Below are 24,504 nucleotides of genomic sequence, written 5' to 3'. Positions count from 1 at the left end.
GCCGGCCGCCGCGGCTCAGTGCCTGCTGATTGCGGTCAGGTGCCGGCGGCTGCCGCGGCGCGGCGCTGGGCCAGCCGGATTTCCAGCACGGCATCCATGGCCTGCTGGACCCGGTCCGAGGCGCCGGCCGCGCTGAACTCCTTCTGCGCTTCCTCCAGGTACACGAGGGCCTCCTCGGACTCGCCGGCGGCCTTGAGCGCCTTACCCAGCAGGAGCGAGACTTCGCCGGCGGTGTGTTTGGCCAGCACGTCCCGCTCGGCGTGGATCTCGCGCAGCTTCTGCACGGCGCCCACGATGTCGCCCGTGAGGTACAGCCAGCGCGCCCGGATAAAGGCAACCTCCAGGTGGTCCGTCTTGTTGCCGCCCACAATTGAGAGGGCCAGTTCGGCGCGCTCGATGGAGGACAGGGTTTCCGGTTCGACGATCCCGGACGAGAGGCGCACCGCGGCGGAGGCCTTGTTGAACCGGGCCCAAAGATCAATGTCGTTCGCGGGGGAGAGCAGCTTGGCGGCCTTCTCGTGGTACTTGATGCCCTCGGCGTAGTCATGCCGCATGAAGGCGACGTTTCCGACCACCCAGGCTACTTCGCCGGCCAGCTGTGACATGGACTGCTCGTCCATCTGCTCGTTCATGTCCTGGCAGTACTTCCAGGCTTCGTCCAGCCGCCCGCTCTCGGCCAGGGCACCGATTAGCGCGCGCAGCGCACCGATGATGAGCGTCGAGCCCTTGGGCAGCTGGGAGCAGAGCCGCACGGCTTCCTGGGCTTGCTCCACCGCTGCCGTCAGCTGGCCCTGGCCCTGCGCGGCCGCGGCGAGCATCTGCCGGGCACGGACTCCAAGGCCGGCGGATTCGGCGGCCATCGGATGGTCCAGCAGGCGCTGCACGATCGCCCTGCAGTCGGCCCACATGCCCTGCTTGATCATGCATTCAGCCTGCATATAGGTCATGTTCCACCAGGCGCTGGTGTTTTTCGCCTCGAGGGCGATCTGAGCAGCGGCCGCCGCATGCACCGCGGCCAGCGGGTAGTCCCGGAGGTCCCAGGCCTGGCGGGCGTACAGTCCGGCCAGTACGTATTCGGCGTCGCTGACGGAAACCGGCTGGCTCCACGCTTCGAGGGCCTTGGGGGCCAGCTCAAGCCGCCGGGCGAGCTCCTCGATGACATCCGCGGTTGGTTCCCGGCGGCCGGTTTCGAGCAGCGAGATGTAGCTGGGCGAGTAGAGATCCTTCCCCAGTTCCGCCTGCGTGAGCCCACGTTCCAGCCGTTCCGCGCGGAGTTTCTCCCCGAATCCGTTCCCCACGGATACCACCTCATTCCGGACACTTCATGTACTAAATGCTTGACACTCTCTGTGGAAAACATTTTACAATGTATGTCAACAAGGGCAGTGCTGACTTGGTAACGACTACGACTCAAAATTGAGGAACTCTATGTTGAAGAAGATTGCAGCCGGCGCGGTTCTCGCGGGCGCCCTGGCTTTCTCCGCAGCGGCTCCGGCCGTTCTGTCCGCAGGTTCCATCGCCGATACCACCAACATCACCGCCGTTGGCAACTGGCCCGACCCCATGCGTACGGCCACGGCCGTGGGCAACTGGCCCGACCCGATGACCTACTCCACGAACGTCGGCAACTGGCCCGACCCGATGTAACCAAAACGCTCAGCGAACGGCCCCGGTGGCACCGAAAGGTGTCACGGGGCTGTTTTATTGCCCGGAACCGCCATCCGCTGCTCCGGCGGCGGGTGCCCGGGTGGCCGGGTGACCGGACTGCGAGCTGACTCCGCAAACACAAAAGAGGGCCTTCCGAATGGAAGACCCTCTTTTGACTGGTCGGGATGACAGGATTTGAACCTGCGACCTCGTCGTCCCGAACGACGCGCGCTACCAAGCTGCGCCACATCCCGATCCGTTACTTCAAAAGCAACTTCACAAGAGTATCCGATTCGGGCCCCGGATGCGAATTCGGGGCTGTCACAGGGAGAGCGCGCCGCCGCATGCGTCGGACTCAGACCAGCGAGTCCTTCCACGCCCCGTGCAGCTTGGCGAAGCGGCCGCCCCCGCCGATCAGCTCCGCCGGCGTGCCGTCCTCGACCACGCGGCCGTCGTGGACCACAAGCACGCGGTCGGCGGTCTCCACGGTGGAGAGCCGGTGCGCGATGATCAACGCCGTGCGGCCGGCCTCGCCGGAGCTCACGCCCCGGAGCAGGCTCGCCAGGCCGGCCTGGACCAGCCGTTCGGACGGGATGTCCAGCGAGGACGTGGCCTCATCCAGGATCAGCACCGCAGGCCGTGCCAGGAAGGCCCGGGCAAAGCTGATCAACTGGCGCTGGCCGGCGGAGACGCGGCCGCCGCGCTTGTTGACTTCGGTGTCGTAGCCGTCCGGAAGCGCGGTGATGAAGCCGTGGGCGCCCACGGCCTTCGCGGCGTCCTCGATCTCCTGGCGGGAGGCCTCAGGCCGGCCCAGGGCGATGTTGTCCGCCACGGATCCGCTGAACAGGAACGCCTCCTGGGTGACCATCACGACGTTCCGGCGCAGGTCCGCCGTCGTGAGCTGCCGCAGGTCCACGCCGTCGAGCGTGAGCGAACCGGAGGAGACGTCGTAGAAGCGGGCGATCAGCTTGGCGAGGGTTGACTTGCCGGCGCCGGTCTGGCCCACGAGGGCGACCGTCTGGCCGGCCGGAATGTGCAGGTCCAGGGCGGGAATGACGACGGGGCCGTCGCCGTAGCGGAACTCGACGTGCTCGAAGCCGATGCGGCCCTCCGCCTGCGGCAGGGCCACGGGGTGCTCCGGCGGCCGGACGGTGGGCACCTCCTCTAACAGCCCGGAGACCTTCTCCAGCGCCGCCTGCGCGCTCTGGAAGGAGTTGTAGAACATGGCCATCTGGTCGACCGGCTGGAAGAAGCGCTTCGCCGAGAGGATCAGTGCCAGCAGCACGCCCACGGCGAGTTCGCCGGAGAGGACGCGGAAGCCGCCGGTGAGCAGGACGACGGCGACGCAGACGTTCCCGATCAGGACCAGGCCGGGCTGGAGGATGCCGTTGAGGTTGATCGAGCGGACGGTGACCTTGCGGTAGTCCTCCGAAAGCTCCGCATACCGCTCGGCGTTCTGGCGCTCCTTGCGGAAGGCCTTGACGGCGCGGATCCCGGTCATTGTCTCGATGAAGTGCACGATCAGCCTGGCCGAGACGACGCGCGACTCGCGGAACGCGATCTCGGAGTGCTTCTGGTACCAGCGGGCCAGGAAATACATCGGCACGCCGGCGGCCAGCACCAGCAGCCCGCTGCGCCAGTCGAGTGCGAACACCGTGACGGCGGTGAAGATCATGAACAGCATCCCGGACGCGAGCGAGCTGACCCCGGAGTCGAGCAGTTCGCGCAGTGCCTCGAGGTCCGACGTCTGCCGGGCGATGATTCGGCCCGAGGTGTATTTCTCGTGGAACTCCAGGCTCAGCCGCTGGGTCTGGCGGAAGACCCGCACACGCAGGTCCAGCAGCATCGCCTGGCTCAGGCGGGCGGTCGAAGTCACATACAGGGCCGTGAGGCCCGCCGTCGCGACGGCCGCGGCGAGGTACGCGGCGCCGGCCAGCATGAGCGGGAGGCTGTCGCCGGCGCGCAGGGCCGGCAGCGCGTGATCGATCCCGAATGCGATCAGCGCCGGGCCGGCCACGCGGGCTGCCTGGGACAGGACGACGGCGGCGATGGTGAGCCAGAAGCGCCGGCGGACGGGACGGATCAGCGAGCCGAGCAGCGCCAGGGAGCGGCGCCGGACGGCCCGGCTGTCGGACTTGGACAGGTGTGCGTTGTCCTCGTTGGCGGTGCCGAAGGTGGCCGTGCTCATCGGGACACCTCCTCGGCCTCGAGGGCAGACAGTTCGGAGTCCAGGTCCCGCGGTTCCGGGTCCAGGCTGGCGATCACGTAGCGGTAGTGGCTGTTTTCCGCGAGGAGTTCGGTGTGGGTTCCGACGGCGGTGATCCGGCCGTCCTCCAGCAGCGCCACCCGGTCGGCGAGGGCCACGGTGGAGGGCCGGTGGGCCACGAGCAGGGTGGTGGTGTCCGCGAGGACCTCCCGGAGCCGGGCTTCCACCAGCTCCTCGGTGTTGACGTCCAGGGCCGACAGCGGGTCGTCCAGGACCAGCACCTTCGGCCTGGCGGCGACGGCCCGGGCCAGGGCGATGCGCTGCCGCTGGCCGCCGGACAGGCTCAGGCCCTCCTCGCCGATCAGCGTGTCCAGGCCTTCGGGCAGGGAGTACGCGAAATGCGCCTGGGCAGTGTCCAGCGCCTCCGCCAGGATCTCCTCCCGGCGCTCCTGCGACTCCTCGTCCCGGACGCCGAGCAGCACGTTGTCCCGCACGGAGCTGGAAAAGAGTGTGGTGTCCTCGAAGGCCACGGAGACGACGGTGCGCAGTTCCTCGACGCTGAAATCGCGCAGGTCCACGCCATCGATCGTGACCGAGCCCGCCGTCGCCTCGAACAGGCGCGGCACCAGTTGCAGCAGGGCACTCTTGCCGCTGCCGGTGATGCCCACCAGGGCCATGGTCTCGCCGGGCCGGATGTCCAGGCAGATGTCCTTGAGGATGGGCTTGTCCGGGGCGTCCTCGAAGGCGAAGGTGGCGTGGCGGAAGGCCAGGGCGCCTTTGAGCTCCGCGGGCCGGCGCGGCTGCGGCGGGCTGGTGATGGTGTTGACGGAGTCCATCACCTCAAAATGCCGGTCCACCGCGGTCTTGGCGGTCAGCGCCATGGCGAGCAGCATTCCGCAGAACTCCACCGGCGTGGCGATCACGGCGGCGGTGGCGAAGAACGCCACGAGTGACCCGATGCTCAGCTCCCCGCCTGCCGCAAGCATGATGCCGACGACCAGCCCGGCGCCGAGGGCCAGCTCGGGCAGCAGCGTGACGACGAGGCTGAAGGCGGCCAGGTGTTTGGCCTTCACAATTTCGGTCTGGCGCAGTTCCTCGGCCTGTTCGTTGAAGTTTTCCAGCGCCTCGCGGCTGCGTCCGAAGGCCTTGAGCACGCGGATGCCGTGGACGGATTCCTCGACCGTGGTGGCGAGGTCCCCGGCCTGGTCCTGGCTGCGGCGGGCCACCTTGCTGAAGCGGGTCCGGAAGCGGAAGCCGTAGATCATGATCGGCACGGCGGCGGCCAGGAAGATCAGCGCCAGCTGCCAGCTCATGGCAAACATCACGACGACGCCGATCACTACCGTCAGGGTGGTGACCACAAGCATGATCGCCCCGAACGCCATCCAGCGCCGGAGGAAGTTCAGGTCCGTCATAGCGCGTGAGAGCAGTTGTCCGGAGCCCCAGCGGTCATGGAAGGACACGGTCAGGTCCTGCAGGTGGTCATAGAGCGAGACGCGCATCCGGGTTTCCACCGTGGTGGCCGGGTTGATGACGAACTGGCGGCGCAGCGCCACCAGCCCGGCTTCGGCGATACCCAGGACGAGGATCACCCCGGAGGCGATCCAGACGGCCTGGCTGCTCCCGCCCGGCCTCAGCCAGTCGTTGATCAGGACCCGCAGGACCTGGGGGATGGCCAGGGCGACAATGCTGGCCATCAAGGCAGAGACCAGGCCCATGACAAGCCGCGGCATGATCGGCCTGACGTGCGGATAAAGACGACTGATTGATGTGAAAAACGGTGTCTGCTTGGCCATGCCTGCTTCTTTACTGCAACTGCGGAATGAATTACGCAACTGGATGTAGTTTCCTGTAGCAACTACCCTAGGCCATTTCGTGACCCGGTTCACAGGATATCGGTCCGTTCCGCAATCTGGCCCAGTAATTATGTTCCGCAATGGCCCGGGTGCGGGGGCGGCCAGGTACCCGGCCAGCGTGCTTGGGGGACATGCCCATACTTCTGGCCGCTCAGGGGAGCATGCTCATTCTTCGCGAACCACACGTAGGGACATGCCCATCCCTGGATGCGGGGGATGGGCATGATGCCGTTATGTCCATCGCTCGGCGTGAAGACTGGGCATGTCCCATGGAATCTTGGTCTCGGAGATGGGCATGTCCCTCCGAAGCGGGCGCATGGGGAGCCCGCCGGCTCAGCTCCGGGCGGTCAGGGTGAGCAGTACGGCCTCGGGCTTGCAGGCGATCCGAACCGGAGCGAAGCGCGAGCTGCCGATGCCGCCGGAGACGTTCACCGGCGTCGTCCGACCCTTGCTTTCCCAGTCGTGCAGGCCCTTGGCACGCCAAGTGGGCAGATCGCAGTTGGACACCAGCGCCCCGTAGCCGGGGACGCAGATCTGCCCGCCGTGGGTGTGTCCGGCCAGGAGCAGGTCTGCGGCGTCCTCGGTGAAGTGGTCCAGCACGCGCTGGTAGGGGGCGTGCGCGACGGCGACCCGGAGATGGGGCTTGGCATCCTGGCCCCTGGTGCCGCGGGGCCAGCCGGCGTAGCGTTCGAGGCGCAGGTGCGGATCGTCCACTCCGGAGAAGTCGACGCGCAGGCCCTTGATCACCAGCGACTGGCAGCGGTTCGTGAGATCCACCCAGCCGCCCATTCCGAAACCCGCCCGCAGCCTTGGCCAGTCCAGCTCTACCGGCTTCTTCGGACGCCCCGAGGGGCCCCGGAAGTAGGCTGCAGGGTTCTTGAAACCGGGGGCATAGTAGTCGTTGGAGCCGGGAACGAAGACGCCCGGGAAAGCCATCAGCGGCCGTAGGGCTTCGAGGACAGGTTCCACGGCCTTGGGGTGGCTGAGGTTGTCCCCGGTGTTGACCACCAGATCCGGTTCGAGTCCGGCGAGGGACGCGAGCCAAGCGGCCTTGCGGCGCTGGCCCGGCACGAAGTGGATGTCGCTCAGGTGCAGCACGCGCAATGGCCCGAAGCCGGGCGGCAGGATCGGGAGACTTTCCTCCCTGAGGACGAATTGGTTCTTCTCCCACAGCCCGTAGCCGGCCGCGGCGGTCCCTGCGGCTGCTCCGACGGCGGCGGTTACGGCAAAGCCGCGCCCGATGCTTCGGGCGCGGCTAGCCAGTGTGTTGGCGGGGGCCATCGGCAACCCTTACTTCTTCTGGCCCGGCGGATTGGTCGGCGGGGCCGACGGCGCAGGGCTGTCGGTGGGCGCCGGTGCCTGGGTCGGCGCCGTCGTCGTCCTCGGGACAGGGACAGGAGCCGGGGCGGTGACCGGACCCGTGACCATGTTCGACGGCGGGGCCGGGAACGGGTCCGTGCCCCAGGCCGGGGCCACCTGGGCCATGAAGTTCGAGAACTGCGGACCGGCGATCATGTAACCGTCAATGCCCTTGTAGAACTGTCCGTTGATGGTGATGTTCTGGCCCGGACGGCGCTGGTCGCCCAGCGGATCGCCGAACCAGGAGGCCGTCGCCAGACCCCGGGTGTGGCCGACCACCCAGGTGGACTCGTTGTTATTCGAGGTACCGGTCTTCGCGGCGATCGGGAAGTTGGTGCGGGTCGAGATCCTCGGCTTGATCAGGGCGCCGGAACCCCGGTTCAGGACTTCCTGCAGCGCGTAGTTGACGCCCCGGGCGACCTCTGGCTTGATGGCGTCCCGGCAGTTGGTGGCCTGCGCTGGCAGCTTCGCGCCGTTCTGGTCCGTGACCGAGGTGATGGCGATCGGCTCGCAGTACTTCCCGTCGTTGGCGAAGGTCGCGAACGCGCTGGCCATGGACAGGGGGGAGGTCTGCGTCGCACCCAGCAGGTTGGACGTCGTGAACATGTTGATCTTCGGGTTCGGATCGGTGACTTTGCCGTCCTTGTCCACCGCGGGAAGGCCGGAGTGCAGGCCGACGGAGTCAACGATCTTCTGGATGCCGCAGAAGTCCAGCTGGGCGGCAGAGGCGAAGGTGATCGTGTTGATCGAGTTGTAGAGACCCTCGAGGACGGTCAGCGGCCTGTACCAGTCTTCCTCGGCGTTCTGGAGGTCGTCCGCCGCACCGAGGTCCTTTTCTGCGGTGTTGTAGGCGCCGGTGGTCACGCCGCAGGAGTTCCGCCACTTGAAGTTCAGCGGGTACTTCCGCACGGCCCCGTTGAGCACCTGGTTCATCGACTTGCCCTCGGTCAGCCACTCGGCGAAGGTGAACGGTTTCATCGTGGAGCCCGGCTGGGCGCCGCCGAGGCCGTTGATGTCGTTGCCCTTCTCATCGAGTTTGTCGACGTTGAAGTTCAGCTCCGTGTTGAACTTTCCCGGGGCGGGGAACCACACGGTGTTTTGAGCCATGTTGATGATCTTGCCGGTGCCCGGCTGGACCGAGACCAGGGCGGCGCCCCATTTGTCCGGGTTCGCTCCGGCCGAAGCATCCACCTGCGCCTGGGCGACGGCCTGGGCATTCGGGTCCAGCGTGGTCTTGATGGTCAGGCCGCCGCGGAAGATCTTCCGGTTGCGGGCGTCGGCGTCGGCCCCGTAGGCCGGGTTGTTCAGCAGCAGGTGCAGCACATAGTCACAGAAGTACGGCGCCGTGGCGGCGTACGCGCAGCCCTGCTTGGCCTGGGTGACCTTGGTCTGCACCGGGGTGGCCACGGCGGCGTCATACTCCGCCTGCTTGATCTTGCCCTGGGTCAGCATTGCCTTGAGCACCAGGTTCCGGCGCGCCTTGGCGTTATCCGGGTTGGTGATCGGGTCATAGAAGGACGGGCTGTTGACCACGCCGGCCAGCAATGCGGCCTGCGGCAGGGTGAGGTCCTTGGCGGTGGTGCTGAAGAAGAACTTCGAAGCGGCCTCGATGCCGTAGGCGTCGCGGTTGAAGAAGACAATGTTCAGATAGCCCTCAAGGATCTGCTCCTTGGTGAACTTCTTCTCCAGTGCGATGGCGAGCTTCATCTCGCGGAGCTTGTCCCCGACGCCCTTGTTGACGCCGTTGAGGAGGACCTGGTCGCCCTTGCCCTCGGACTCCAGCGAGGAGTTGATGACGTTGTTGACGTACTGCTGCGTGATGGTCGACGCGCCCTGCTTGTTGCCGCGGGCGGTGCTGACGAGGGCGCGCAGGATGCCGGTGGTGTCCACGCCGCCGTGCTCGTAGAAGCGGCTGTCCTCAATGGCGACGATCGCGTCTTTGATGTACGGCGACATCTTATCCAGCGACACCCGGGTCCGGTTTTCCGAGAAGAGGCTCGCGATCACGCTGCCGTCGGCAGCCAGGATGGTGGTGGACTGGCTCGGCGGATCGACCTGCAACTCCGCCGGCAGGGTCTCAAAGAATTTAATCGACCCGCTGGCGCTGTTGCCGGACAGGGCGGCCGCGGGGACCAGCAGTCCGGCCACGAGCACACCACAAATGGCGCTCACGCCCAGGAAAAGAATGATCTTTCCGAGGGTGGTGGCCGTGTCGAATAAAGGGTTCTTACCAGTCGCCATGTTTTCCACTTTACCGGCAACGACTAGGCTTTACTTCATGACCAAATGGGAGTACGCCACGATTCCGCTCATTATCCACGCTACCAAGCAGATCCTGGATCAGTGGGGCGACGACGGCTGGGAGCTTGTCCAGGTTGTTCCGGGCCCCGATGGAAACGGCCTGGTTGCCTACTTGAAGCGGGAGAAGCAGTAGCCATGAGCACCCCTGAAGCGGCCGCTCCGGGCGCCGGCCTCGGCGCTACAAACAGCCCCGTAAACGGTGCCGAAAGCGCCGTGGCAACCGACGAAAATGCCGTAGGCACCGGCGCGTCGTCCGCCGTCGAACAGCGCCTCGCCGAGCTTGGCCTGGCGCTTCCCGCCGTGGCCGCTCCGGTGGCCGCGTACGTCCCCGCTGTCATCTCCGGCAACCATGTCTACACCTCGGGCCAGCTGCCGTTCATCGACGGCAAGCTCGAAGCCACCGGCAAAGTCTCCTCCGGAACCGAAGGCACCTCGGACGAGCCGACCGTGTCCCCGGAAGCCGCCAAGCGCTACGCCGAGGTCTGCGCCGTTAACGCGCTGGCGGCGGTCAAAAGCGTGATCGGCGACCTGGACCGCATCACGCGGATCGTCAAGGTCGTCGGCTTCGTCTCCTCCGACCCTTCGTTCACCGGCCAGCCCGGTGTCATCAACGGCGCGTCCGAACTCCTGGGCAAGGTCCTTGGCGACGCCGGCCAGCACGCACGTTCCGCCGTCGGCGTTGCCGTTCTGCCGCTCGACTCTCCGGTCGAGGTAGAACTGATCGCCGAATTCGCCTAGAAGGCCGGTCGTTTCCCTTGCCGCACTTAGCACGACGCCTGTTCGTCCTCCCCCCGGATCTTGAGGGGGCAGCCCGTAGTTGGCTTGAACACGGCGAGCGGACCCCGCGCGCCCCCCGCTACGCCTCCTCCGTGGTCCTGCTGCGGGACTCGCCCACCGGCCTGGAAACGTGGCTCGGTTACCGGCCGGGCTCCTCGCCGCTGGGGGTGCTCGCCTTTCCCGGCGGCTCGCTGGAGGCGACCGACGACGACGCCGTCGGCTGGCTCGGTCCCGCGCCGCAGTACTGGGCCGAAAAGATGGGGACGTCCGACGTCGGCCTGGCGCGCCGCCACGTGGTGGGCGCAATCCGCGAGCTGTTCGAGGAGACCGGTATTTTGCTGGCCGGTCCGGACCTGTCCACCACGGTGGAGGGAACCTCCACGGCCGAGTGGATGCGCGCCCGGGAGGCAGTGGCCGATCAGGAGAAATCCTTCACCGACGTGCTGGCCAAGCGCGGACTTTCGCTGCGTACCGACCTGCTGAAGCCGCTGGTGAACTGGCTCAGCCCGGACTTCTCGCACCGCCGCTTCAACACCCGGTACTTTGCCGCGACCGTCCCGATGAACCAGCAGCCGTCGCTGCTGGCCAGCAAGGGCATCTGGGGTCGCTGGGTGTGCGTCCGCAAGGTCATCGCCGAACGTGACACCACCGCCCTCGGCGACGAGGTGGGCCAGCCGAACACCGTAGGCCTGAAGCTGGGCCAACTCCTGGTGCCGGGCTCGGAGATCATGCTCGAGAAGATGGCGGCCGCCAACGGCTGCATCGCCTACCTCAGCTACAAGCGCACGGCACACGCCTACCAGCCGACCCTGGTGGAGGAGGACGGCCAGTTGATGCTCGAAGTCGAGGCCGCCAAGACCGTCGCCGGGGAACCCCAGCGGGAACGCTGACCGTCACGGGGCGACCCGGGGCTGTGGGGACTCCTGACGTGACCTGCCACCGGGCATGCTCATCGCTCGAGCCGGGCAATGGACATGCCCGTCGGGACGGGAACTCGTTGCTGGGCATGCTCATCGTTCGAGCCGGGCAATGGGCATGCCCGTCGGGACTGGAACTCGTTGCTGGGCATGCTCATCGTTCGAGCCGGGCAATGGACATGCTCGTCGGGACGGGAACTCGTTGCTGGGCATGCTCATTGTTCGAGCCGGGCTATGGACATAGTGGGCATATGTCCATCCCTGGCGTGCAGGGATGGGCATGTCCGGAGGTAGCTGCCGCGAAAATCAGAGGGCCGGCCCGTTGTTACGGACCGGCCCTGTGTGGTTTTCGGACGTGTTGCGGAACCCTTAGCGGGAACGCTGGCGCAGGCGCTGCATGTCGAGGATCACGACGGCGCGGGCTTCCAGGCGCAGCCAGCCGCGCTGGACGAATTCGGCGAGGGCCTTGTTGACTGTCTCGCGGGAGGCGCCGACCAGCTGGGCGAGCTCTTCCTGGGTGAGCTCGTGGGCTACGAGGACGCCGTCGGTCGCGGGACGGCCGAAGCGGTCCGCCAGGTCCAGCAGGGCCTTGGCGACGCGGCCCGGGACGTCGGAGAAGACGAGGTCGGACAAGGAATCGTTGGTGCGGCGCAGGCGGCGGGCCAGGGCCTGAAGCAGCTGTGCGGACACCTCCGGGCGGGTGCGCAGCAAGGCGTTGAGGCTCTCGTTCTTCAGCCCGGCCAGGCGGGTTTCAGAGACTGCGGTCGCCGTGGCGGTGCGCGGGCTCGGGTCAAACAAAGCCATTTCGCCGAAGAGTTCGCCCGGGCCGAGGATGGCGAGGAGGGACTCGCGACCGTCGGGGGAGGTGCGGCCGAGTTTTACCTTGCCGGAGACGATGAAGTAGAGCTGGTCGCCCTGGTCGCCTTCCCGGAAAACCGAGGCTCCGCGTGAGAGGTCCACCTCGGTGAGTTCGTCCGTCAGCAGACGGAACGCCTCGTCGTCGAGCGTGGCGAAAAGGGGTGCGCGGCGCAATACCTCGATATCCATGAAATCTCCTGACTTACTGTGTCGGCTGGGGCGCTTCAGCCATTGTTTCAGAATTTTGCGGCTTCTGTGACGTAGTTGGCATCGAAACGCGCGAAACGGCGCCGGAGTACGCCCCCGGAGCCCCGACGGTCAGTTGGGGGCAGGGATGCGTCGGGCAGGACGCCAGCACCCGGCAAAGTGTCGGTGCACGCCGGTAGAATGAGGGCCTACAAGTTTTTAAGGAGCCCCGGTGTTCGGCTTGACCATTTTGGACCTGGCGTTGATCCTCACGCTCCTGTCCTACCTGATCTACGGCTTCCGCAACGGCTTCCTGGTGACGCTGGGCGGCATCGCAGGTTTCGCGGCAGGGGCTGTGGCCGCCTTCGTGTCGGTGCCCATCGTCAGCGATCTCGTCGACGACCCCGGCTGGCGGCTCACCGCGATTATCGCCACGGCCGTGCTGCTGATGATGCTGGGGCACGGGCTGGGCACCATGATCGGACGGCGCATCCGCAGCGTCGTCAGGATCAGCCCGCTCCGGCTGGCCGACCGGGTGGTGGGCGGCGGCGTCAACGTTGCCGTGTCCGCCCTCGTGATGTCCATGCTGGCCTTCAGCATCAGCGCCCTGGGCGTTCCGTTTGTTTCCCAGCAGCTTGCTGATTCGAAGGTGATCGGGTTTATCGACGGCGTCACCCCCACACCGCTGAAGACGTCCATGGCCCAGCTGCGGTCCGCCGTGATCGGCGACGGCATTCCGACCCTGTTCGAAGGCATCGGCGGCCAGCCGGTGCCGGTCCCGGATGCCAGCACCGACACCCCGGCGCTGAACAAGGCGGCTGCGTCCGTGCTGAAGATCGCCGGAACCGCCTACCAGTGCGGACAGAACCAGACCGGAACGGGCTTCGTCGTCTCGCCCGGCCGCGTTGTGACCAACGCCCACGTGGTGGCCGGCGTCCCCGAGCCGGTTGTCGAGGTCCCGGGCGGCGGGGCCCTTCCGGGCCGGATTGTCTACTTCGACAGCCGCCACGATCTGGCTGTGCTGGCCGTGGACGGGCTTCCCTCCGCGCCGCTGCCACTGGGGCCCAACCTTCCCGCCGGCAGCCCCGCGGCGTTCGCGGGTTATCCGCACGGTGGGCCGTTCCAGTCCAAACCGGCCACCGTCCGGGACATCGCGACTGTGCTGGTACCGGACATTTACGGCAACAACGCCGCAGCCGAGGACGTCTACCGGCTCGCCGGCGACGTCCAGCCGGGGAACTCCGGCGGACCGCTGCTGACCATGGACGGGCAGGTGTCCGGCGTGGTCTTCGCGAAGTCGACGTCGGAGGCGTCGCTCGGTTTCGCCATCACCATGAACGACCTCGGCCCCGTGGCCGCCCAGGCCCCCGGGCTCGGCGCCACCGTCTCGCCCGGCCAGTGCATCAAGAAGTAGCCGGGGCCGGGGCGTAGGCTCGCTCAGCCGGAGGCCGCCTCGATCCATTCGAGGCTCTGTCCATGCGGTCCGGCGATGGCCACCGGCAGGCCGTCCTCAAGCAGCAGGAAGCGTCCGCCGAGCCGCGCCTCGTCCATTTCCGGAACCACACTGGAGCCGTCGGTCTGGATGATGACCGTGTGGCCCTCGTTGGAAAGCCAGTGGCAGCCCCGGTCCGCGGCCAGCAGGGAGATGCTGTCCCGGAAGACTTCGCGCCCTGCCGCGTCGAGGTAGGCCATCACCGCACTGTGGAACACCACCAGGGCGGCGTCCGCCGGGGCCTGCGCGGCCAGGGACATGAGCTGTTCGTTGAGATCCCCGGCGACCAGCAGCGGCGGGTCAGCCTGCGCAATCGTGATCGCCTGGCGCAGCCGCTCGCGGCGGAAGTCCTGCTCCGGCCAGATCAGCGCCTCGAGCCAGGCGACGTCGTCGGGGTCGCGGACGTCGAGCGGATTCAGGTCGATGCCCGCGCGCCACGCCACCGCGGGCAGCCCGGCCGGCAGCGGCACGGGCCCGGTGGTGGCACAGCGCAGCACCGGGTAGCTTCCGGGCGCTGCGCCGGCCGGAGCCAGCCGCGTCACGCCGCCGGATCCGGCGCCGGCCACGCCGTCATACTCGTAGCCGTAGCGGTCCGGGAACAGTGCCAGCCCGGCCGAGGCGCCGACTTCGATGAGGGCCAGCGGACGGCCCTCCGCGGCTGCGATGCGCGAAAGGGACGGGAGCAGCGCGGCGCAGCGGCCGGCTTCGTTCGTCTGCGTGGACCGGGAGAGGACAATCCGGGAGACGTCGTCCCAGTGGGCGTCCAGGAAACTCCGGAACTCCCGATACGGGCCGACCCGGGCGCCGAGGAAGCGGGCGGCGCCCAGCATCAGCAGGGGCTGGCGCTTGTTATGCGGCCAGTCGTTGATGCGCCGGAGGAGTTCGGGGTCGTCCGCGATGCCCACCGACCATTCGGCGTAGCAGGCGGAGTTACCGGGGGCATCGACGGTACCGAAGTGGCGGTACCAGTCAGCCGTCCCGGCCTGCTCCGACGCGGGGGACATGCCTAGTCCCGGCCCGCGTAAAGTTCGGCGAGGTATTCGACGGCGAAGCGGTACCCGAGGATTCCGGCCCCGGCGATCACGGCCTTGCTGACGTCCGAGAGGTAGGAGTGGTGCCGGAACGCTTCCCGGGCGTGCACGTTGGTGATGTGGACCTCGACGGCGGGCAGCTGCACCGCCGTGATCGCGTCCCGGATCGCCACCGAGGTGTGCGTGTAGGCGCCGGCGTTCAGGACGATGCCGACCGCCGTGCCGCGGGCGGCGTGGATGGCGTCCACGAGCGCGCCCTCATGGTTGGACTGGAAGCATTCGACGTCGAGCCCGTGCGCCGCGCCGGCGTCCTTGGCGAGCTGTTCGACGTCGGCCAGCGTGGCCGTGCCGTACTTCTCGGGCTCGCGGGTGCCCAGCAGGTTCAGGTTGGGTCCGTTGAGGACCAGGATGGTGCCGCGTCGAACGTCCGCGGAGGTGGCTTCGCTCATGCCAGCCAATGTACCGCGGAACCGCGGGCTCTGGCCCGCGCCGGGCCCGCTGCCTACACTGAAAGGACCATCGTGCGGAGCCTCCGTAACGGTCGGTCCGCGCGCAACAAGCCCAATTCTCTTGGAGCGTCATCATGCGCAACATTCACGCAGTGAAAGCAATCCGCCGGGCTGCCGTGGCCTTCTTGGCGGCGGTTGCCGTGCTTGTGCCGGCGCCGCTGTCCACCGCCGCAGAAACCGACCCCGGACACGGCCGCTCTGTGATCACCCTTCCCGGCGCCACCGGAGCGGAGGGCATCGCGGCAGGTGAAGGGTCCACGTTCTTCGCCGGCGACCGCCTCAACGGAAACATCTACCGCGGCGACATCCGCGACGGGACGGCAAAGAAATTCATTACCGCACCCGCCGGCAGGGCCGCCATCGGCATGAAGGTGGACCGGCGCCACGACCTTCTCTTCGTCGCCGGCGGCGGCACCGGACAGGCCTACCTCTACGACCTCAAGTCCCGGAAGACCGAAGCCACGTACCAGTTGGCCGCGGCCGGGGCGAGCTTCATCAACGACGTCACCCTGACCAGCCGCGGCGCCTGGTTCACCAACTCCCAGGCCGGCGAGCTCTACTTCGTGCCGGTGGGCAGCGACGGCGAACCCGGAACCGCCCGCACGCTGAAGCTGAAAGGCCCGGCCGGGACCGTGGACCAGGGCTTCAACCTCAACGGCATCGCCGCCGCCGGGGACGGCGACACCCTGATCGTCGCGCACACCGCTCGCGGCGTGCTCTACACGGTCAACACCCGCACCGGGGCGAGCGCCGAGATCGGCGGCGTCAGCGTGCCCAACGTCGACGGGATCCTGCTCAAGGACGGCACCCTGTGGGCCGTGCAGAACCTGGACAACCAGGTCAGCCGCATTCGGCTCGACAGCGGCCTCGATTCCGGGGAGCTGAGGCACGTCATCACGAGCCCGAACTTCGACATCCCCACGACGGCGGCCCTCTTCGACGACACGCTCGCCGTGGTCAACTCGAAGTTCACCAACCCAGGGGCCACCAGCTTCGAGGTAGTCCGGGTCCAGGCCCGCTAGCGGCCGCAGCCTACTTCTTGAGCGAGTTCGCGATCTGGGCCATCACGGTGTTGTCGGCCAGCGTGGTGGCGTCGCCGACCTCGCGGCCTTCCGCGACGTCCTTGAGCAGGCGGCGCATGATCTTGCCGGATCGGGTCTTCGGCAGTTCCGGAACGATCAGGATGGTCTTGGGCTTGGCGATCGGACCGATTTCCTTGCCCACATGGTTGCGGAGCTCCTGGACCATCGCCTCACCCGAGTCCACCGCATCCCCACGCAGGATCACGAACGCCACGACAGCCTGGCCGGTAGTCTCGTCCGCCGCGCCGACGACGGCGGCTTCCGCCACGGCCGGGTGGGACACGAGGGCGGATTCGATCTCGGCGGTGGAGAGCCGGTGGCCGGAAATGTTCATCACGTCGTCCACGCGGCCAAGCAGCCAGATGTCGCCGTCGTCGTCCTTCTTGGCGCCGTCGCCGGCGAAGTACATGGTTTCGAAACGGGACCAGTAGGTTTCCTTGAACCGCTCCGGGTCGCCCCAGATGCCGCGCAGCATGGCCGGCCACGGCTCGCGGATCACGAGGTAGCCGCCGGCGCCGTTGGGCACGGACTCGCCGGCTTCATCGACGACGTCGACGGCGATGCCGGGCAGCGGGACCTGCGCGGAGCCCGGCTTGGTCGCGGTCACCCCGGGCAGCGGGGCGATCATCTGCGCACCGGTCTCGGTCTGCCACCAGGTGTCCACGATCGGGGCCGGGTGGTCCTTCTTTTCCCCGTGCGCGCCGGCGTTGGCGCCGATGACCTCCCGGTACCACATCCACGCTTCGGGGTTGATGGGTTCGCCCACCGAGCCCAGGACGCGGATCGAGGACAGGTCCGACTTGGCCGGGATTTCCTTGCCCCACTTCATGAAGGTGCGGATGGCGGTGGGGGCGGTGTAGAGGATGGAGACCTTGTACTTCTCCACGATCTCCCACCAGCGGCCCTGGTGCGGGGAGTCGGGGGTGCCTTCGTACATCACCTGGGTGGCGCCGTTGATGAGCGGCGCGTAGGCGACGTAGGAGTGGCCGGTGATCCAGCCGACGTCGGCCGTGCACCAGTAAACGTCCGTTTCCGGGTGCAGGTCGAAGACCGCCTTGTGGGTGTAGGCGCCCTGGGTGAGGTAGCCGCCGGTGGTGTGCAGGATGCCCTTGGGCTTTCCGGTTGTGCCTGAGGTGTAGAGGATGAACAGCGGGTGCTCGGCGTCGTGGCCGACGGCGGTGTGCTCGGCGGAGGCGGTCCCGACCGTATCCGCCCACCAGTGGTCCCGGCCGTCATGCCAGTCGACGTCCTGGCCGTTGCGCTTCACGACGACGACGTTCTGCACCGTGTGCCCGGAACCGTCGCCCTCGTGGGCCAGCGCCTCGTCGACGGCGTGCTTGAGCGGGCTGGGCTTGCCGCGGCGGTAGGTGCCGTCGGCGGTGACCACGAGCTTGGCTTCGGCGTCGTCGATCCGGGACCGCAGGGCCTCGGCGGAGAATCCGCCGAACACCACGGAGTGGATGGCGCCGATCCGGGCGCAGGCCAGCAGCGTGATGACGGCTTCGGGGATCATCGGCAGGTACACGGCGACACGGTCGCCCTTGGCCACGCCGAGGGATTCAAACGCGTTGGCGGCCTTCTTGACCTCTTCGGTGAGCTGCGCGTAGGTGTAGGTCCGGGTGTCGCCGGGCTCGCCCTCGAAGTAGATGGCGACGCGGTCCCCGTTGCCGGCCTCGACGTGGCGGTCCAGGGCGTTGTACGCGGCATTGATCTCGCCGCCGACAAACCACTTGGCGAACGGCAGGTTGGACCAGTCCAGCGTCTGGGTGAAGTCCTTGCTCCAGCTGAGCAGGCTGCGGGCCTGCTTGGCCCAGAAGGCGGGCCGGTCGGCGTCGGCCTCGGCGTAGTCGGCGGCGGTGACCACGGCGTTGGCGGCGAACTCGGCCGAGGGGGCGAACTTCCGGTTCTCCTGCGACAGGTTTTCGAAGGCATCGCCCTGCCGGGGCGCCTGGGTTGTCGTGGAGCCTGGGGTCTGCTGGGACATGGTGAACCTCATCATTCATCGAGCCGTGCCGCACGGAACGTCCGTTGCGCCGCAGCGCCCGGCCACGTGCGCGGCATCGGGCATCGGCTGGTCACGGACGTGCCGCAAGAGCTGTTCCGAAATACACACTAACCCTTGGCTCCGACCGAACGTGTGCCCCGTCACAAAGGGAGCCGTGAACGGTGTTTATTAAGCGCCGAATGGCGGCTGTTGGCCTTTGGCGCGCATCACGCGTTGCATGTGACGGTGGACCAGCAGGGCCCATCCAGTGAGCAGCAGGGTAAGGGTTATCAGTACGATGGCGATCGCGGGTGCCGAGGGCAGCAGGATCCCGGCGACCACGGCGGCCACGGCGAAGAAGCAGACGCCGCGCCAGAGAAAAACGGGGGTCGCGTTCAGTAGCTCCATGCCCAAACCCTACTCCCCGCGAAGCTTCCCCTCGCCCCGCACCTCTGGCTAAGGGAGGCCTCCTTTAGCCAGAATGGGGCCATGGTGGAGGCAACCGCCAATTGGGGGAAGACAACGTGAGATTTTGGGCACGGACGCAGGCACCATGGCCGCGGGCCCGCATCGCCGCCGCACCCGCGGCGCTCGCCGTCGTACTGCTGCTGACTAGCTGCGCCGGGCCGCCCAGCGCGGCGGACCGCAGCTACCGGGGCATGCTTTCGACCCCGCAAGCGACGCCGTCCGCAGGGCCGGGTGCACCGTCCGGTGCGCCGCCGGCTGCCTCTCCCGCGCCGCCGCTGTCCCTCGGAGAACCATTGGCAGCGTGGGTGGACAGGCCCCGGCGGTTCGGCATTACCCTGTGGGGAAGCTCCAGTTGCCCGGCCGTCCCTTCCCGGATCGAAGCTACCGCGCCGGACCGGGTCAGCATCCGCGTCGAACCGTCCGCGGGAAACCCGTGCACCGCGGACCTGGCGCCGACCTCGCACGAATTCAGTGTCCCGGTCGGCGCGGGCACACTCCCGCTGACGATCACGCTGGTTTACGCGCAGGGCGAAAGGACCCGCACGCTGGTGCTGGAGTGACGGCCGGTCAGCTAGTGATCGGTCCTGCACTTGGCTAGGCTGAGATGAAGTTGTGACATCCGATGGGGGCGACAGGACCGCTGGCGGTCCTGTTTTTGCCTGCCGTTAGGCTGCACTGTCCAGGGTGCGGCCACGCTAAGGAGAACAGAATGAACGAGCAAAGCAACGGGCAGCTCCACGTGCCCTCCCGCAACGACGCGACGGCCGGGCCGGCGCAGACCAGCGGGCAGGGGGAACAGCCACGCTTCACCGTGGATAAGCCGAACGCGAAGAACAACGAAGCCGTCCTCGGGCCCTTCACCGTCCGCGACCTCACCGTCTTCGGGTCCACGCTGGTTCTCTTCATCGCCTCCCTCGTTCCGATGTTCGCCATCCGGTACAACCTCTGGAACCTGGGCAGCCTCTTCTTTCTGGGCCTGGGGATCCTGCTGCCGCTGATCGTCGCGGCACTCTTCGTGGCACGCCGGGTCAGCCCGGGCACCAAGATCCGGATCGGCTCCCTCTCCGTTGACCAGTTCGGCTCCGTCGTGGCGTCCTTCAGCCTGGCCTTCTTCTTCCTCGCGGCAGCCGGCGCGTTCGTGCCCAGTATGCTGTTGGGCCTGGTGGGAGCCCTCGGACTCTTCACCGCCACCGTGCTGGCACGCCTGATTCCGGTCCTCGCCGGCGATTTCCTGCACCGCCCCGAAACCCCCGCCCACGTTGTGGCGCGCGAAGCCGCGGAACCGGTCCGCAAGCCGCGCGCCCCGAAGGCGCCCAAGGCCCCGAAGGCCGCTGGCGAGGCCACGGCCGCCAAACAGGGAAGCAGTCCGTTGGCCGGCTGGGCCAAGAAGATTGTCCCCGGTAAGCAGACCGCAGGTTCGGAGCCCGCAACGCGCGGCCAGGAAACCACCGGGGCGTCGCACGGCGGTGCCGCCGCCGCTGCCGGTGCTGCTGGTGTAGCCGCTGGTGCCGCCGCTGGACCTGCCCGCCCGGCGGCCCAGGAGCCGGCCACCCAGGCGCACAGCGTCGTACCCTCCGCGTCCCCGGCGCCGACGGCGGCCTACGCACCGTCCGCCGCGGCCGCCCCCGCCGCCAGCCAGGAACCATCCGCCGCCGAGCAGACGCAGGCTGCGGCGGCACCGGCCGCTCCTGCAGCACCGGTCGCCCCGTCGGAGCAGCACTCCGGCCTGGAGGAAACCCAGGCGGCCGCGGTCCCGGCGGCGGCAGCACCGGCTGCAGCAAGCCACGATGCCCCCACCGCGCTCACGCCCCAGGTCCGTTCGCAGGAACCGATCGGCGCCACCGTGGATCCGGCGAGCCGTCCGGAGACCGAGGCCCACCAGCCCGCCTACGAGGCGTTCTGGTTCGCCGTCGCCCAGCCCCGCACCGCCGTGGACGAGCACACCGGCGCGCCGGCGTTCGTCGTCGAGCCCGGCGGCTGGGTGCTGGCCCTTGAAGACCGCGGCCACGAGTTCCTGGTCCAGCACACGGACGGCCGCGTCGGCGTGTTGCGGGACCTGAGCAACATCGAACGCGGCTAGCCGGACCATGGCCACCGAATCCGGGAGCGTCGGGCCAGGAAGCGCGCAGCCCGGCGGCGCGGCGTTGACCGGCGCAAAGCCCGGCAGTGCGAAATCGCGCCGCTGGGCTGCCGGAGAGACGCTGCTGGGGCTCAAACGCCGGGCCCGCCGGATCAACAAAGCGCTGGCCGAGCAGTACCCCTACGCGCATGCGGAGCTGGACTTCCGCAGCCCGTTCGAGCTGGTGGTGGCCACCGTGCTCTCGGCCCAGACCACGGACGTGCTGGTCAACCAGATCACGCCGCTGCTGTTCGCCCGCTACCCGGACGCCCGCAGCATGGCCGAAGCCGAGCCTGCCGAACTCGAGGCCATCATCAAACCCACCGGGTTCTTCCGGTCCAAGGCACGGAACCTGATGGCGCTGTGCACGAAGCTTGTCGACGACTACGACGGCGAGGTGCCGGGCCGGTTGGAGGACCTGGTGAAGCTGCCCGGCGTCGGCCGGAAGACCGCAAACGTCGTCCTGGGCAACGCGTTCGGCATCCCGGGCATTACGGTGGACACGCATTTCGGCCGGCTGGCCCGCCGCTTCGGCTGGACGGAGTCGGACGATCCGGTCCGGATCGAGTCCGATGTCGCCGAGCTGTTTGAGCCGAGGGACTGGACCATGCTCTCGCACCGCGTGGTGTTCCACGGCCGGCGCGTCTGCCATTCCCGGAAGCCGGCCTGCGGCGCCTGCGCGGTGGCGAACTGGTGCCCCAGCTACGGTGAGGGCGAGACCGACCCGGAGAAGGCCAGGAAGCTGCTTAAATACGAGCTGGCCCCTGGGCAGGAGGACCTGTTGGCGAAGCTGCTGGCGGAAACCCACCGTGCTGCCGAAATCCGGATGGAATCGCAGCGGAGGCCGCGGTGACCGCCCGCCAGGACCTGGTTGACCTCGTGGCCGCGGTGGAGGCCGGAACTGCGCCGTCTCCGGACCCTCGCTGGCGCGAACTGGCGGTGGAGCCGGGCGAACGCGTGCGCCGCGCGGCCGTGTTGATGCTGTTCGGGTCCCTCGATGATGTGCCCGCGACGTCGGTGAAGCTGCTGGCACCGGCGGACCTGGATGTGTTGCTGCTCCAGCGCGCGCAGACCCTGGACGACCACCCCGGGCAGGTCGCCTTTCCCGGCGGCGGCATCGACGCCGGCGAAACCGTCATCGAGGCAGCCCTGCGCGAGGCCGAAGAGGAAACCGGCCTGGATCCGAGCGGTGTGGAGGTCCTCGGCGTCATGCCCGAACTGGCGCTGCCGCGCGGGAATTTCCTGGTCACCCCTGTCCTGGGCTGGTGGGCGTCGCAGTCACCTGTCCGGGTGGTGGACTACGGCGAATCCGCCCAGGTGTTCCGGGTGCCGGTCCGGGACCTGCTCGACCCCGACAACCGGGTCATGGCGACCGTCAGCCGGGCCGGCCAGACGTTCCAGAGTCCGGCTTTCACCGTCAACGGCGTGGTGGTGTGGGGCTTCACCGGGATGATCCTCAACCAGTTGTTCGACCAGTTAGGCTGGGCCGTCCCCTGGGACCGCAACCGCCTCCACGGAATCGACGTCTAGCCGTAGGAAGCGGACGCCAGGCGCCTTACCGCGACGTCACGAGCGCGTCGGGCAGCGGCGCCGAACTGGCCGGTCTGGCTGGCTTGGCTGGCTTGGCGGCGGAGGAGTGGTCCACGACCAGGCCGGTGGCGGCGTTCTCGCGCACCGCGGTGATGCCCGCGGCTGCCCCCTTGATGGTGCTGAAAAGCGGTGAAACAGCCACAACTGTCCCGTCCGGTGCCGTCAGCTTGAAAAAGTACGACTCTTCTCCGGCCGCTGCAATCTCGAATACGCCAGCCACTCTGCTGCCTCCCCGGTTCCTTGCCTTATTGCGTTTGCGCCGGCGGATGATGCGATCACCGCCGGCCCTTTTTTGAGCGTAACGGGGCTCATAGAGCGGGCGCAACGCTACTGGCGGGTACGTTACCCCGGGTGTCCAGCCCGCCCCGGGCGGGGGATTTGCCGCCTATTTGGCGTTGTCGTAGGAGTCGACGACGGCGATGCTCACCGGGAATTCCACCGGAATCCTGCCGAACAGCAGCTCCTTGGCGGCGGCCGCGGATTCCTCGATGGCCCGGATGCTGGCATCGACGGCGTCGGCGGGGCAGTGCACCATGACCTCGTCGTGCAGGAAGAAGACCAGTTCCCCGGCGGGGGTGCCGCCGGCGCGCAGGGTCCGGAGCCGGCGTCGCAGTTCCGCCAGCCAGCAGGCGGCCCAGTCGGCGGCGGAACCCTGCACCACGAAGTTCCGGGTGAACCGCCCGCGCGAACGGGCCAGGGACTCGGCCCGGCGTTGTTCCTCGGCGGTGGCGGATTGCTGGCTGCGCAGCCACCGATCCGAGGGCGGCGGGCTGCTGCGGCCGAGCCGGGAGGTGACCGTCTTGCCCGCCTCGCCGTCGCGGGCGGCCTGTTCCACGAAGCCGACGGCGCGCGGGTAGGTGCGCGCCAGCTGCGGCATCAGCCGCCCGGATTCGCCTGTGGTGGCGCCGTAAATGGCGCCGAGCAGGGCGATCTTGGCCTTGGCCCGGTCGCCGCCGAAACCCTGCGCGGCGATGCCGGCGTAGAGGTCCTTGTCGCGGGCGGCCTCGGCCATCCTGGAGTCCTGGGCCAGCGCCACCAGCACGCGCGGCTCAAGCTGGGAGGCGTCGGCGACGATCAGTTTGTGGCCCGGGTCGGCGTGCACCGCGCCGCGGATCTGCCGGGGGATCTGCAGGGCGCCGCCGCCGCGCGAGGCCCAGCGCCCGGACACCACGCCGCCCACCACGTATTCGGGCTGGAAGCGGCCGTCCTTGACCCAGGCGTCCAGCCAGGCCCAGCCGTTGGCGGCGTGGAGACGGGCCAGCTTCTTGTAGGCCAGCAGCGGTTCGATCGCCGGGTGGCTGGATTCCTTCAGCTCCCACTGCCGCGTGCTCTTCACCTCGATGCCGTTCCGGTGCAGGGCGCGCATCAGTTCCTGCGGCGAATCCGGGTTCAGCGCCGGGGAGTGCAGCAGGCTGCGGAGTTCGGTGTTGAGCGCCTCCAGCTTGGCCGGCCGGTGGCCTTGGGGCGGGCGCGGGCCGAGGTAGTCGGCGAGGATCCGCTCGTGCAGCTCTTCGCGCCAGGGCACTCCGGTGTGCTGCATTTCGGCGGCGATCATGGCGCCGGCGGACTCCGCGGCGAGCAGGAGCTGGAGCCGCTGCTTGCGGCGGTCGCCGTCGGGGGCGACTCCGGCCAGGGATTCCTGCTGCGCGGCGTACTCGGCGCGGAGCTCCTCGGGGGAGTGCCTCGGCGCGGCGCGCAGCCCGGGGTCATCAAAGAGGGCGCCCTGGTCCGCGGGCGGGGGAGGGGGCTGCAGTGCCCGTGGCGGCTGCTGGACGTCGTCGTCCTGGGTCAGCTTCTCCGCGTTCCGGGCGTACGCCGTGTGCGCGGTGAACTCCGAGTGGGCCAGGATGGCGCCGCACAGGACCAGGTCGTAGCAGCGTTCCAGTTCGACGCCGGCGGCCAGCAGAGCCGGGTACCAGTCCTGCGTGCGGTGCCAGATCCAGCGCGGACGCTGCTGTTCCAGCTCGCGCACGACGCCCGGAAGCTCGCTGGTGGCGACCAGTCGCGGCTCGGGCATGGCGGGATCAGGGGCGCCCGCCGGTGTGAGCCGTTGTAGGGCTGCGCCGTCGGCGTGGGCGGCGAGCAGCAGGTGCATAGGCTCAATTCTGCCCTGCCGGTACGT

Annotated in this window: 22 protein-coding genes and 1 tRNA gene; 10 read left to right on the top strand and 13 right to left on the bottom strand. The window is 68.3% G+C overall.

Annotation, left to right across the window (positions count from 1 at the left end; translation table 11 throughout):
• Positions 1 to 35: 35 nt before the first annotated feature.
• On the bottom strand, positions 36 to 1,298 hold the full coding sequence (locus FFF93_RS14295; RefSeq protein ID WP_138768327.1) for a helix-turn-helix domain-containing protein: 1,263 nt from the start codon (positions 1,296 to 1,298) through the stop codon (positions 36 to 38).
• Between the two features lie 130 nt (positions 1,299 to 1,428).
• Here FFF93_RS14295 and FFF93_RS14290 point away from each other — a divergent pair, with 130 nt between their 5' ends.
• Positions 1,429 to 1,647, top strand: coding sequence for a hypothetical protein (locus tag FFF93_RS14290; RefSeq protein WP_138768328.1), 219 nt, complete (start codon positions 1,429 to 1,431; stop codon positions 1,645 to 1,647).
• 177 nt (positions 1,648 to 1,824) lie between these two features.
• Here the strand turns inward: FFF93_RS14290 and FFF93_RS14285 are convergent.
• The 5 genes from FFF93_RS14285 to FFF93_RS14265 all read right to left on the bottom strand — a co-directional run bounded on the left by FFF93_RS14285 (position 1,825) and on the right by FFF93_RS14265 (position 9,309).
• A tRNA-Pro gene (locus tag FFF93_RS14285) sits at positions 1,825 to 1,901 on the bottom strand.
• Positions 1,902 to 2,002: 101 nt separating this feature from the next.
• Positions 2,003 to 3,835 (bottom strand): ABC transporter ATP-binding protein, encoded by a 1,833-nt coding sequence (locus tag FFF93_RS14280; RefSeq protein ID WP_138768329.1) that lies wholly within the window; start codon positions 3,833 to 3,835, stop codon positions 2,003 to 2,005.
• Positions 3,832 to 5,649, bottom strand: coding sequence for an ABC transporter ATP-binding protein (locus FFF93_RS14275; RefSeq protein WP_138768330.1), 1,818 nt, complete (start codon positions 5,647 to 5,649; stop codon positions 3,832 to 3,834). Before FFF93_RS14275 ends, FFF93_RS14280 begins: the two co-directional genes overlap by 4 nt.
• A gap of 393 nt (positions 5,650 to 6,042) precedes the next feature.
• Positions 6,043 to 6,990 (bottom strand): metallophosphoesterase, encoded by a 948-nt coding sequence (locus FFF93_RS14270; RefSeq protein ID WP_138768331.1) that lies wholly within the window; start codon positions 6,988 to 6,990, stop codon positions 6,043 to 6,045.
• A gap of 9 nt (positions 6,991 to 6,999) precedes the next feature.
• The gene (locus FFF93_RS14265) at positions 7,000 to 9,309 is read right to left on the bottom strand and encodes a transglycosylase domain-containing protein (RefSeq protein ID WP_138768332.1); all 2,310 of its coding nucleotides are present in this window, start codon (positions 9,307 to 9,309) and stop codon (positions 7,000 to 7,002) included.
• Between the two features lie 37 nt (positions 9,310 to 9,346).
• Here FFF93_RS14265 and FFF93_RS14260 point away from each other — a divergent pair, with 37 nt between their 5' ends.
• Genes FFF93_RS14260 through FFF93_RS14250 form a run of 3 tightly spaced genes read left to right on the top strand, consistent with a single transcriptional unit; the run spans position 9,347 to position 11,036 of the window.
• On the top strand, positions 9,347 to 9,502 hold the full coding sequence (locus FFF93_RS14260; RefSeq protein ID WP_003797879.1) for a DUF4177 domain-containing protein: 156 nt from the start codon (positions 9,347 to 9,349) through the stop codon (positions 9,500 to 9,502).
• Between the two features lie 2 nt (positions 9,503 to 9,504).
• A complete protein-coding gene (locus tag FFF93_RS14255; protein ID WP_261375157.1) occupies positions 9,505 to 10,107 on the top strand; it encodes a RidA family protein in 603 nt (200 codons plus the stop codon).
• Positions 10,108 to 10,124: 17 nt separating this feature from the next.
• Positions 10,125 to 11,036 carry an NUDIX hydrolase gene (locus tag FFF93_RS14250; RefSeq protein WP_138768333.1) on the top strand — a complete coding sequence of 304 codons (912 nt, stop codon included), beginning with the start codon at positions 10,125 to 10,127 and terminating at the stop codon, positions 11,034 to 11,036.
• Between the two features lie 396 nt (positions 11,037 to 11,432).
• On the opposite strand, the gene FFF93_RS14245 is transcribed toward FFF93_RS14250, so the two are convergent.
• Entirely contained in the window at positions 11,433 to 12,110 is a 678-nt protein-coding gene (locus FFF93_RS14245; protein ID WP_011693220.1) for a Crp/Fnr family transcriptional regulator, read from the bottom strand.
• A gap of 229 nt (positions 12,111 to 12,339) precedes the next feature.
• On the opposite strand from FFF93_RS14245, the gene FFF93_RS14240 reads away from it, so the two are divergent.
• The gene (locus tag FFF93_RS14240) at positions 12,340 to 13,521 is read left to right on the top strand and encodes a MarP family serine protease (RefSeq protein WP_138768334.1); all 1,182 of its coding nucleotides are present in this window, start codon (positions 12,340 to 12,342) and stop codon (positions 13,519 to 13,521) included.
• Positions 13,522 to 13,544: 23 nt separating this feature from the next.
• On the opposite strand, the gene FFF93_RS14235 is transcribed toward FFF93_RS14240, so the two are convergent.
• Positions 13,545 to 14,603 (bottom strand): DUF2332 domain-containing protein, encoded by a 1,059-nt coding sequence (locus tag FFF93_RS14235; RefSeq protein WP_138768335.1) that lies wholly within the window; start codon positions 14,601 to 14,603, stop codon positions 13,545 to 13,547.
• A gap of 2 nt (positions 14,604 to 14,605) precedes the next feature.
• Complete coding sequence (gene aroQ / locus FFF93_RS14230; protein WP_138768336.1) at positions 14,606 to 15,079, bottom strand: type II 3-dehydroquinate dehydratase; 474 nt, start codon at positions 15,077 to 15,079, stop codon at positions 14,606 to 14,608.
• A 152-nt stretch (positions 15,080 to 15,231) separates the two neighbouring features.
• On the opposite strand from aroQ, the gene FFF93_RS14225 reads away from it, so the two are divergent.
• Positions 15,232 to 16,161, top strand: a complete 930-nt coding sequence (locus FFF93_RS14225) for an SMP-30/gluconolactonase/LRE family protein (protein WP_261375154.1) — start codon at positions 15,232 to 15,234, stop codon at positions 16,159 to 16,161.
• Positions 16,162 to 16,171: 10 nt separating this feature from the next.
• On the opposite strand, the gene acs is transcribed toward FFF93_RS14225, so the two are convergent.
• Positions 16,172 to 18,205 carry an acetate--CoA ligase gene (gene acs, locus FFF93_RS14220; RefSeq protein WP_138768338.1) on the bottom strand — a complete coding sequence of 678 codons (2,034 nt, stop codon included), beginning with the start codon at positions 18,203 to 18,205 and terminating at the stop codon, positions 16,172 to 16,174.
• Positions 18,206 to 18,394: 189 nt separating this feature from the next.
• On the bottom strand, positions 18,395 to 18,613 hold the full coding sequence (locus tag FFF93_RS14215) for a hypothetical protein (protein ID WP_138768339.1): 219 nt from the start codon (positions 18,611 to 18,613) through the stop codon (positions 18,395 to 18,397).
• A gap of 116 nt (positions 18,614 to 18,729) precedes the next feature.
• Between FFF93_RS14215 and FFF93_RS14210 the strand changes: the two genes are divergently transcribed.
• The 4 genes from FFF93_RS14210 (at position 18,730) to FFF93_RS14195 (ending at position 22,322) form a co-directional block, all read left to right on the top strand.
• A complete protein-coding gene (locus FFF93_RS14210; protein WP_138768340.1) occupies positions 18,730 to 19,233 on the top strand; it encodes a hypothetical protein in 504 nt (167 codons plus the stop codon).
• Between the two features lie 149 nt (positions 19,234 to 19,382).
• The gene (locus tag FFF93_RS16970; protein ID WP_186372166.1) at positions 19,383 to 20,753 is read left to right on the top strand and encodes a hypothetical protein; all 1,371 of its coding nucleotides are present in this window, start codon (positions 19,383 to 19,385) and stop codon (positions 20,751 to 20,753) included.
• Between the two features lie 7 nt (positions 20,754 to 20,760).
• Positions 20,761 to 21,645 (top strand): endonuclease III, encoded by an 885-nt coding sequence (gene nth / locus FFF93_RS14200; protein ID WP_261375153.1) that lies wholly within the window; start codon positions 20,761 to 20,763, stop codon positions 21,643 to 21,645.
• The gene (locus FFF93_RS14195; RefSeq protein WP_138768341.1) at positions 21,642 to 22,322 is read left to right on the top strand and encodes a CoA pyrophosphatase; all 681 of its coding nucleotides are present in this window, start codon (positions 21,642 to 21,644) and stop codon (positions 22,320 to 22,322) included. Before nth ends, FFF93_RS14195 begins: the two co-directional genes overlap by 4 nt.
• A gap of 25 nt (positions 22,323 to 22,347) precedes the next feature.
• Here the strand turns inward: FFF93_RS14195 and FFF93_RS14190 are convergent, their stop codons facing one another.
• Positions 22,348 to 22,602: a YegP family protein gene (locus tag FFF93_RS14190; RefSeq protein ID WP_138768342.1), complete on the bottom strand. Its 255-nt coding sequence runs from the start codon at positions 22,600 to 22,602 to the stop codon at positions 22,348 to 22,350.
• A 165-nt stretch (positions 22,603 to 22,767) separates the two neighbouring features.
• Entirely contained in the window at positions 22,768 to 24,477 is a 1,710-nt protein-coding gene (locus FFF93_RS14185; protein WP_138768343.1) for a bifunctional 3'-5' exonuclease/DNA polymerase, read from the bottom strand.
• Positions 24,478 to 24,504 lie beyond the last annotated feature (27 nt).

Source organism: Arthrobacter sp. KBS0702, from assembly GCF_005937985.2.
Classification (GTDB): Bacteria; Actinomycetota; Actinomycetes; order Actinomycetales; family Micrococcaceae; genus Arthrobacter.
Note: the sequence above shows the minus strand (reverse complement) of the source record. Positions and strands in the feature narration are given on the sequence as shown.

What these genes read in the sequence shown, in the direction of transcription:
- FFF93_RS14290 (WP_138768328.1), top strand. Translation starts at nt 1,429, where the DNA reads ATGTTGAAGAAGATTGCAGCCGGCGCGGTTCTCGCGGGCGCCCTGGCT.
- FFF93_RS14280 (WP_138768329.1), bottom strand. Translation starts at nt 3,835, where the DNA reads ATGAGCACGGCCACCTTCGGCACCGCCAACGAGGACAACGCACACCTG.
- FFF93_RS14275 (WP_138768330.1), bottom strand. Translation starts at nt 5,649, where the DNA reads ATGGCCAAGCAGACACCGTTTTTCACATCAATCAGTCGTCTTTATCCG.
- FFF93_RS14270 (WP_138768331.1), bottom strand. Translation starts at nt 6,990, where the DNA reads ATGGCCCCCGCCAACACACTGGCTAGCCGCGCCCGAAGCATCGGGCGC.
- FFF93_RS14265 (WP_138768332.1), bottom strand. Translation starts at nt 9,309, where the DNA reads ATGGCGACTGGTAAGAACCCTTTATTCGACACGGCCACCACCCTCGGA.
- FFF93_RS14260 (WP_003797879.1), top strand. Translation starts at nt 9,347, where the DNA reads ATGACCAAATGGGAGTACGCCACGATTCCGCTCATTATCCACGCTACC.
- FFF93_RS14255 (WP_261375157.1), top strand. Translation starts at nt 9,505, where the DNA reads ATGAGCACCCCTGAAGCGGCCGCTCCGGGCGCCGGCCTCGGCGCTACA.
- FFF93_RS14245 (WP_011693220.1), bottom strand. Translation starts at nt 12,110, where the DNA reads ATGGATATCGAGGTATTGCGCCGCGCACCCCTTTTCGCCACGCTCGAC.
- FFF93_RS14235 (WP_138768335.1), bottom strand. Translation starts at nt 14,603, where the DNA reads ATGTCCCCCGCGTCGGAGCAGGCCGGGACGGCTGACTGGTACCGCCAC.
- aroQ (WP_138768336.1), bottom strand. Translation starts at nt 15,079, where the DNA reads ATGAGCGAAGCCACCTCCGCGGACGTTCGACGCGGCACCATCCTGGTC.
- acs (WP_138768338.1), bottom strand. Translation starts at nt 18,205, where the DNA reads ATGTCCCAGCAGACCCCAGGCTCCACGACAACCCAGGCGCCCCGGCAG.
- FFF93_RS14215 (WP_138768339.1), bottom strand. Translation starts at nt 18,613, where the DNA reads ATGGAGCTACTGAACGCGACCCCCGTTTTTCTCTGGCGCGGCGTCTGC.
- FFF93_RS16970 (WP_186372166.1), top strand. Translation starts at nt 19,383, where the DNA reads ATGAACGAGCAAAGCAACGGGCAGCTCCACGTGCCCTCCCGCAACGAC.
- nth (WP_261375153.1), top strand. Translation starts at nt 20,761, where the DNA reads ATGGCCACCGAATCCGGGAGCGTCGGGCCAGGAAGCGCGCAGCCCGGC.
- FFF93_RS14185 (WP_138768343.1), bottom strand. Translation starts at nt 24,477, where the DNA reads ATGCACCTGCTGCTCGCCGCCCACGCCGACGGCGCAGCCCTACAACGG.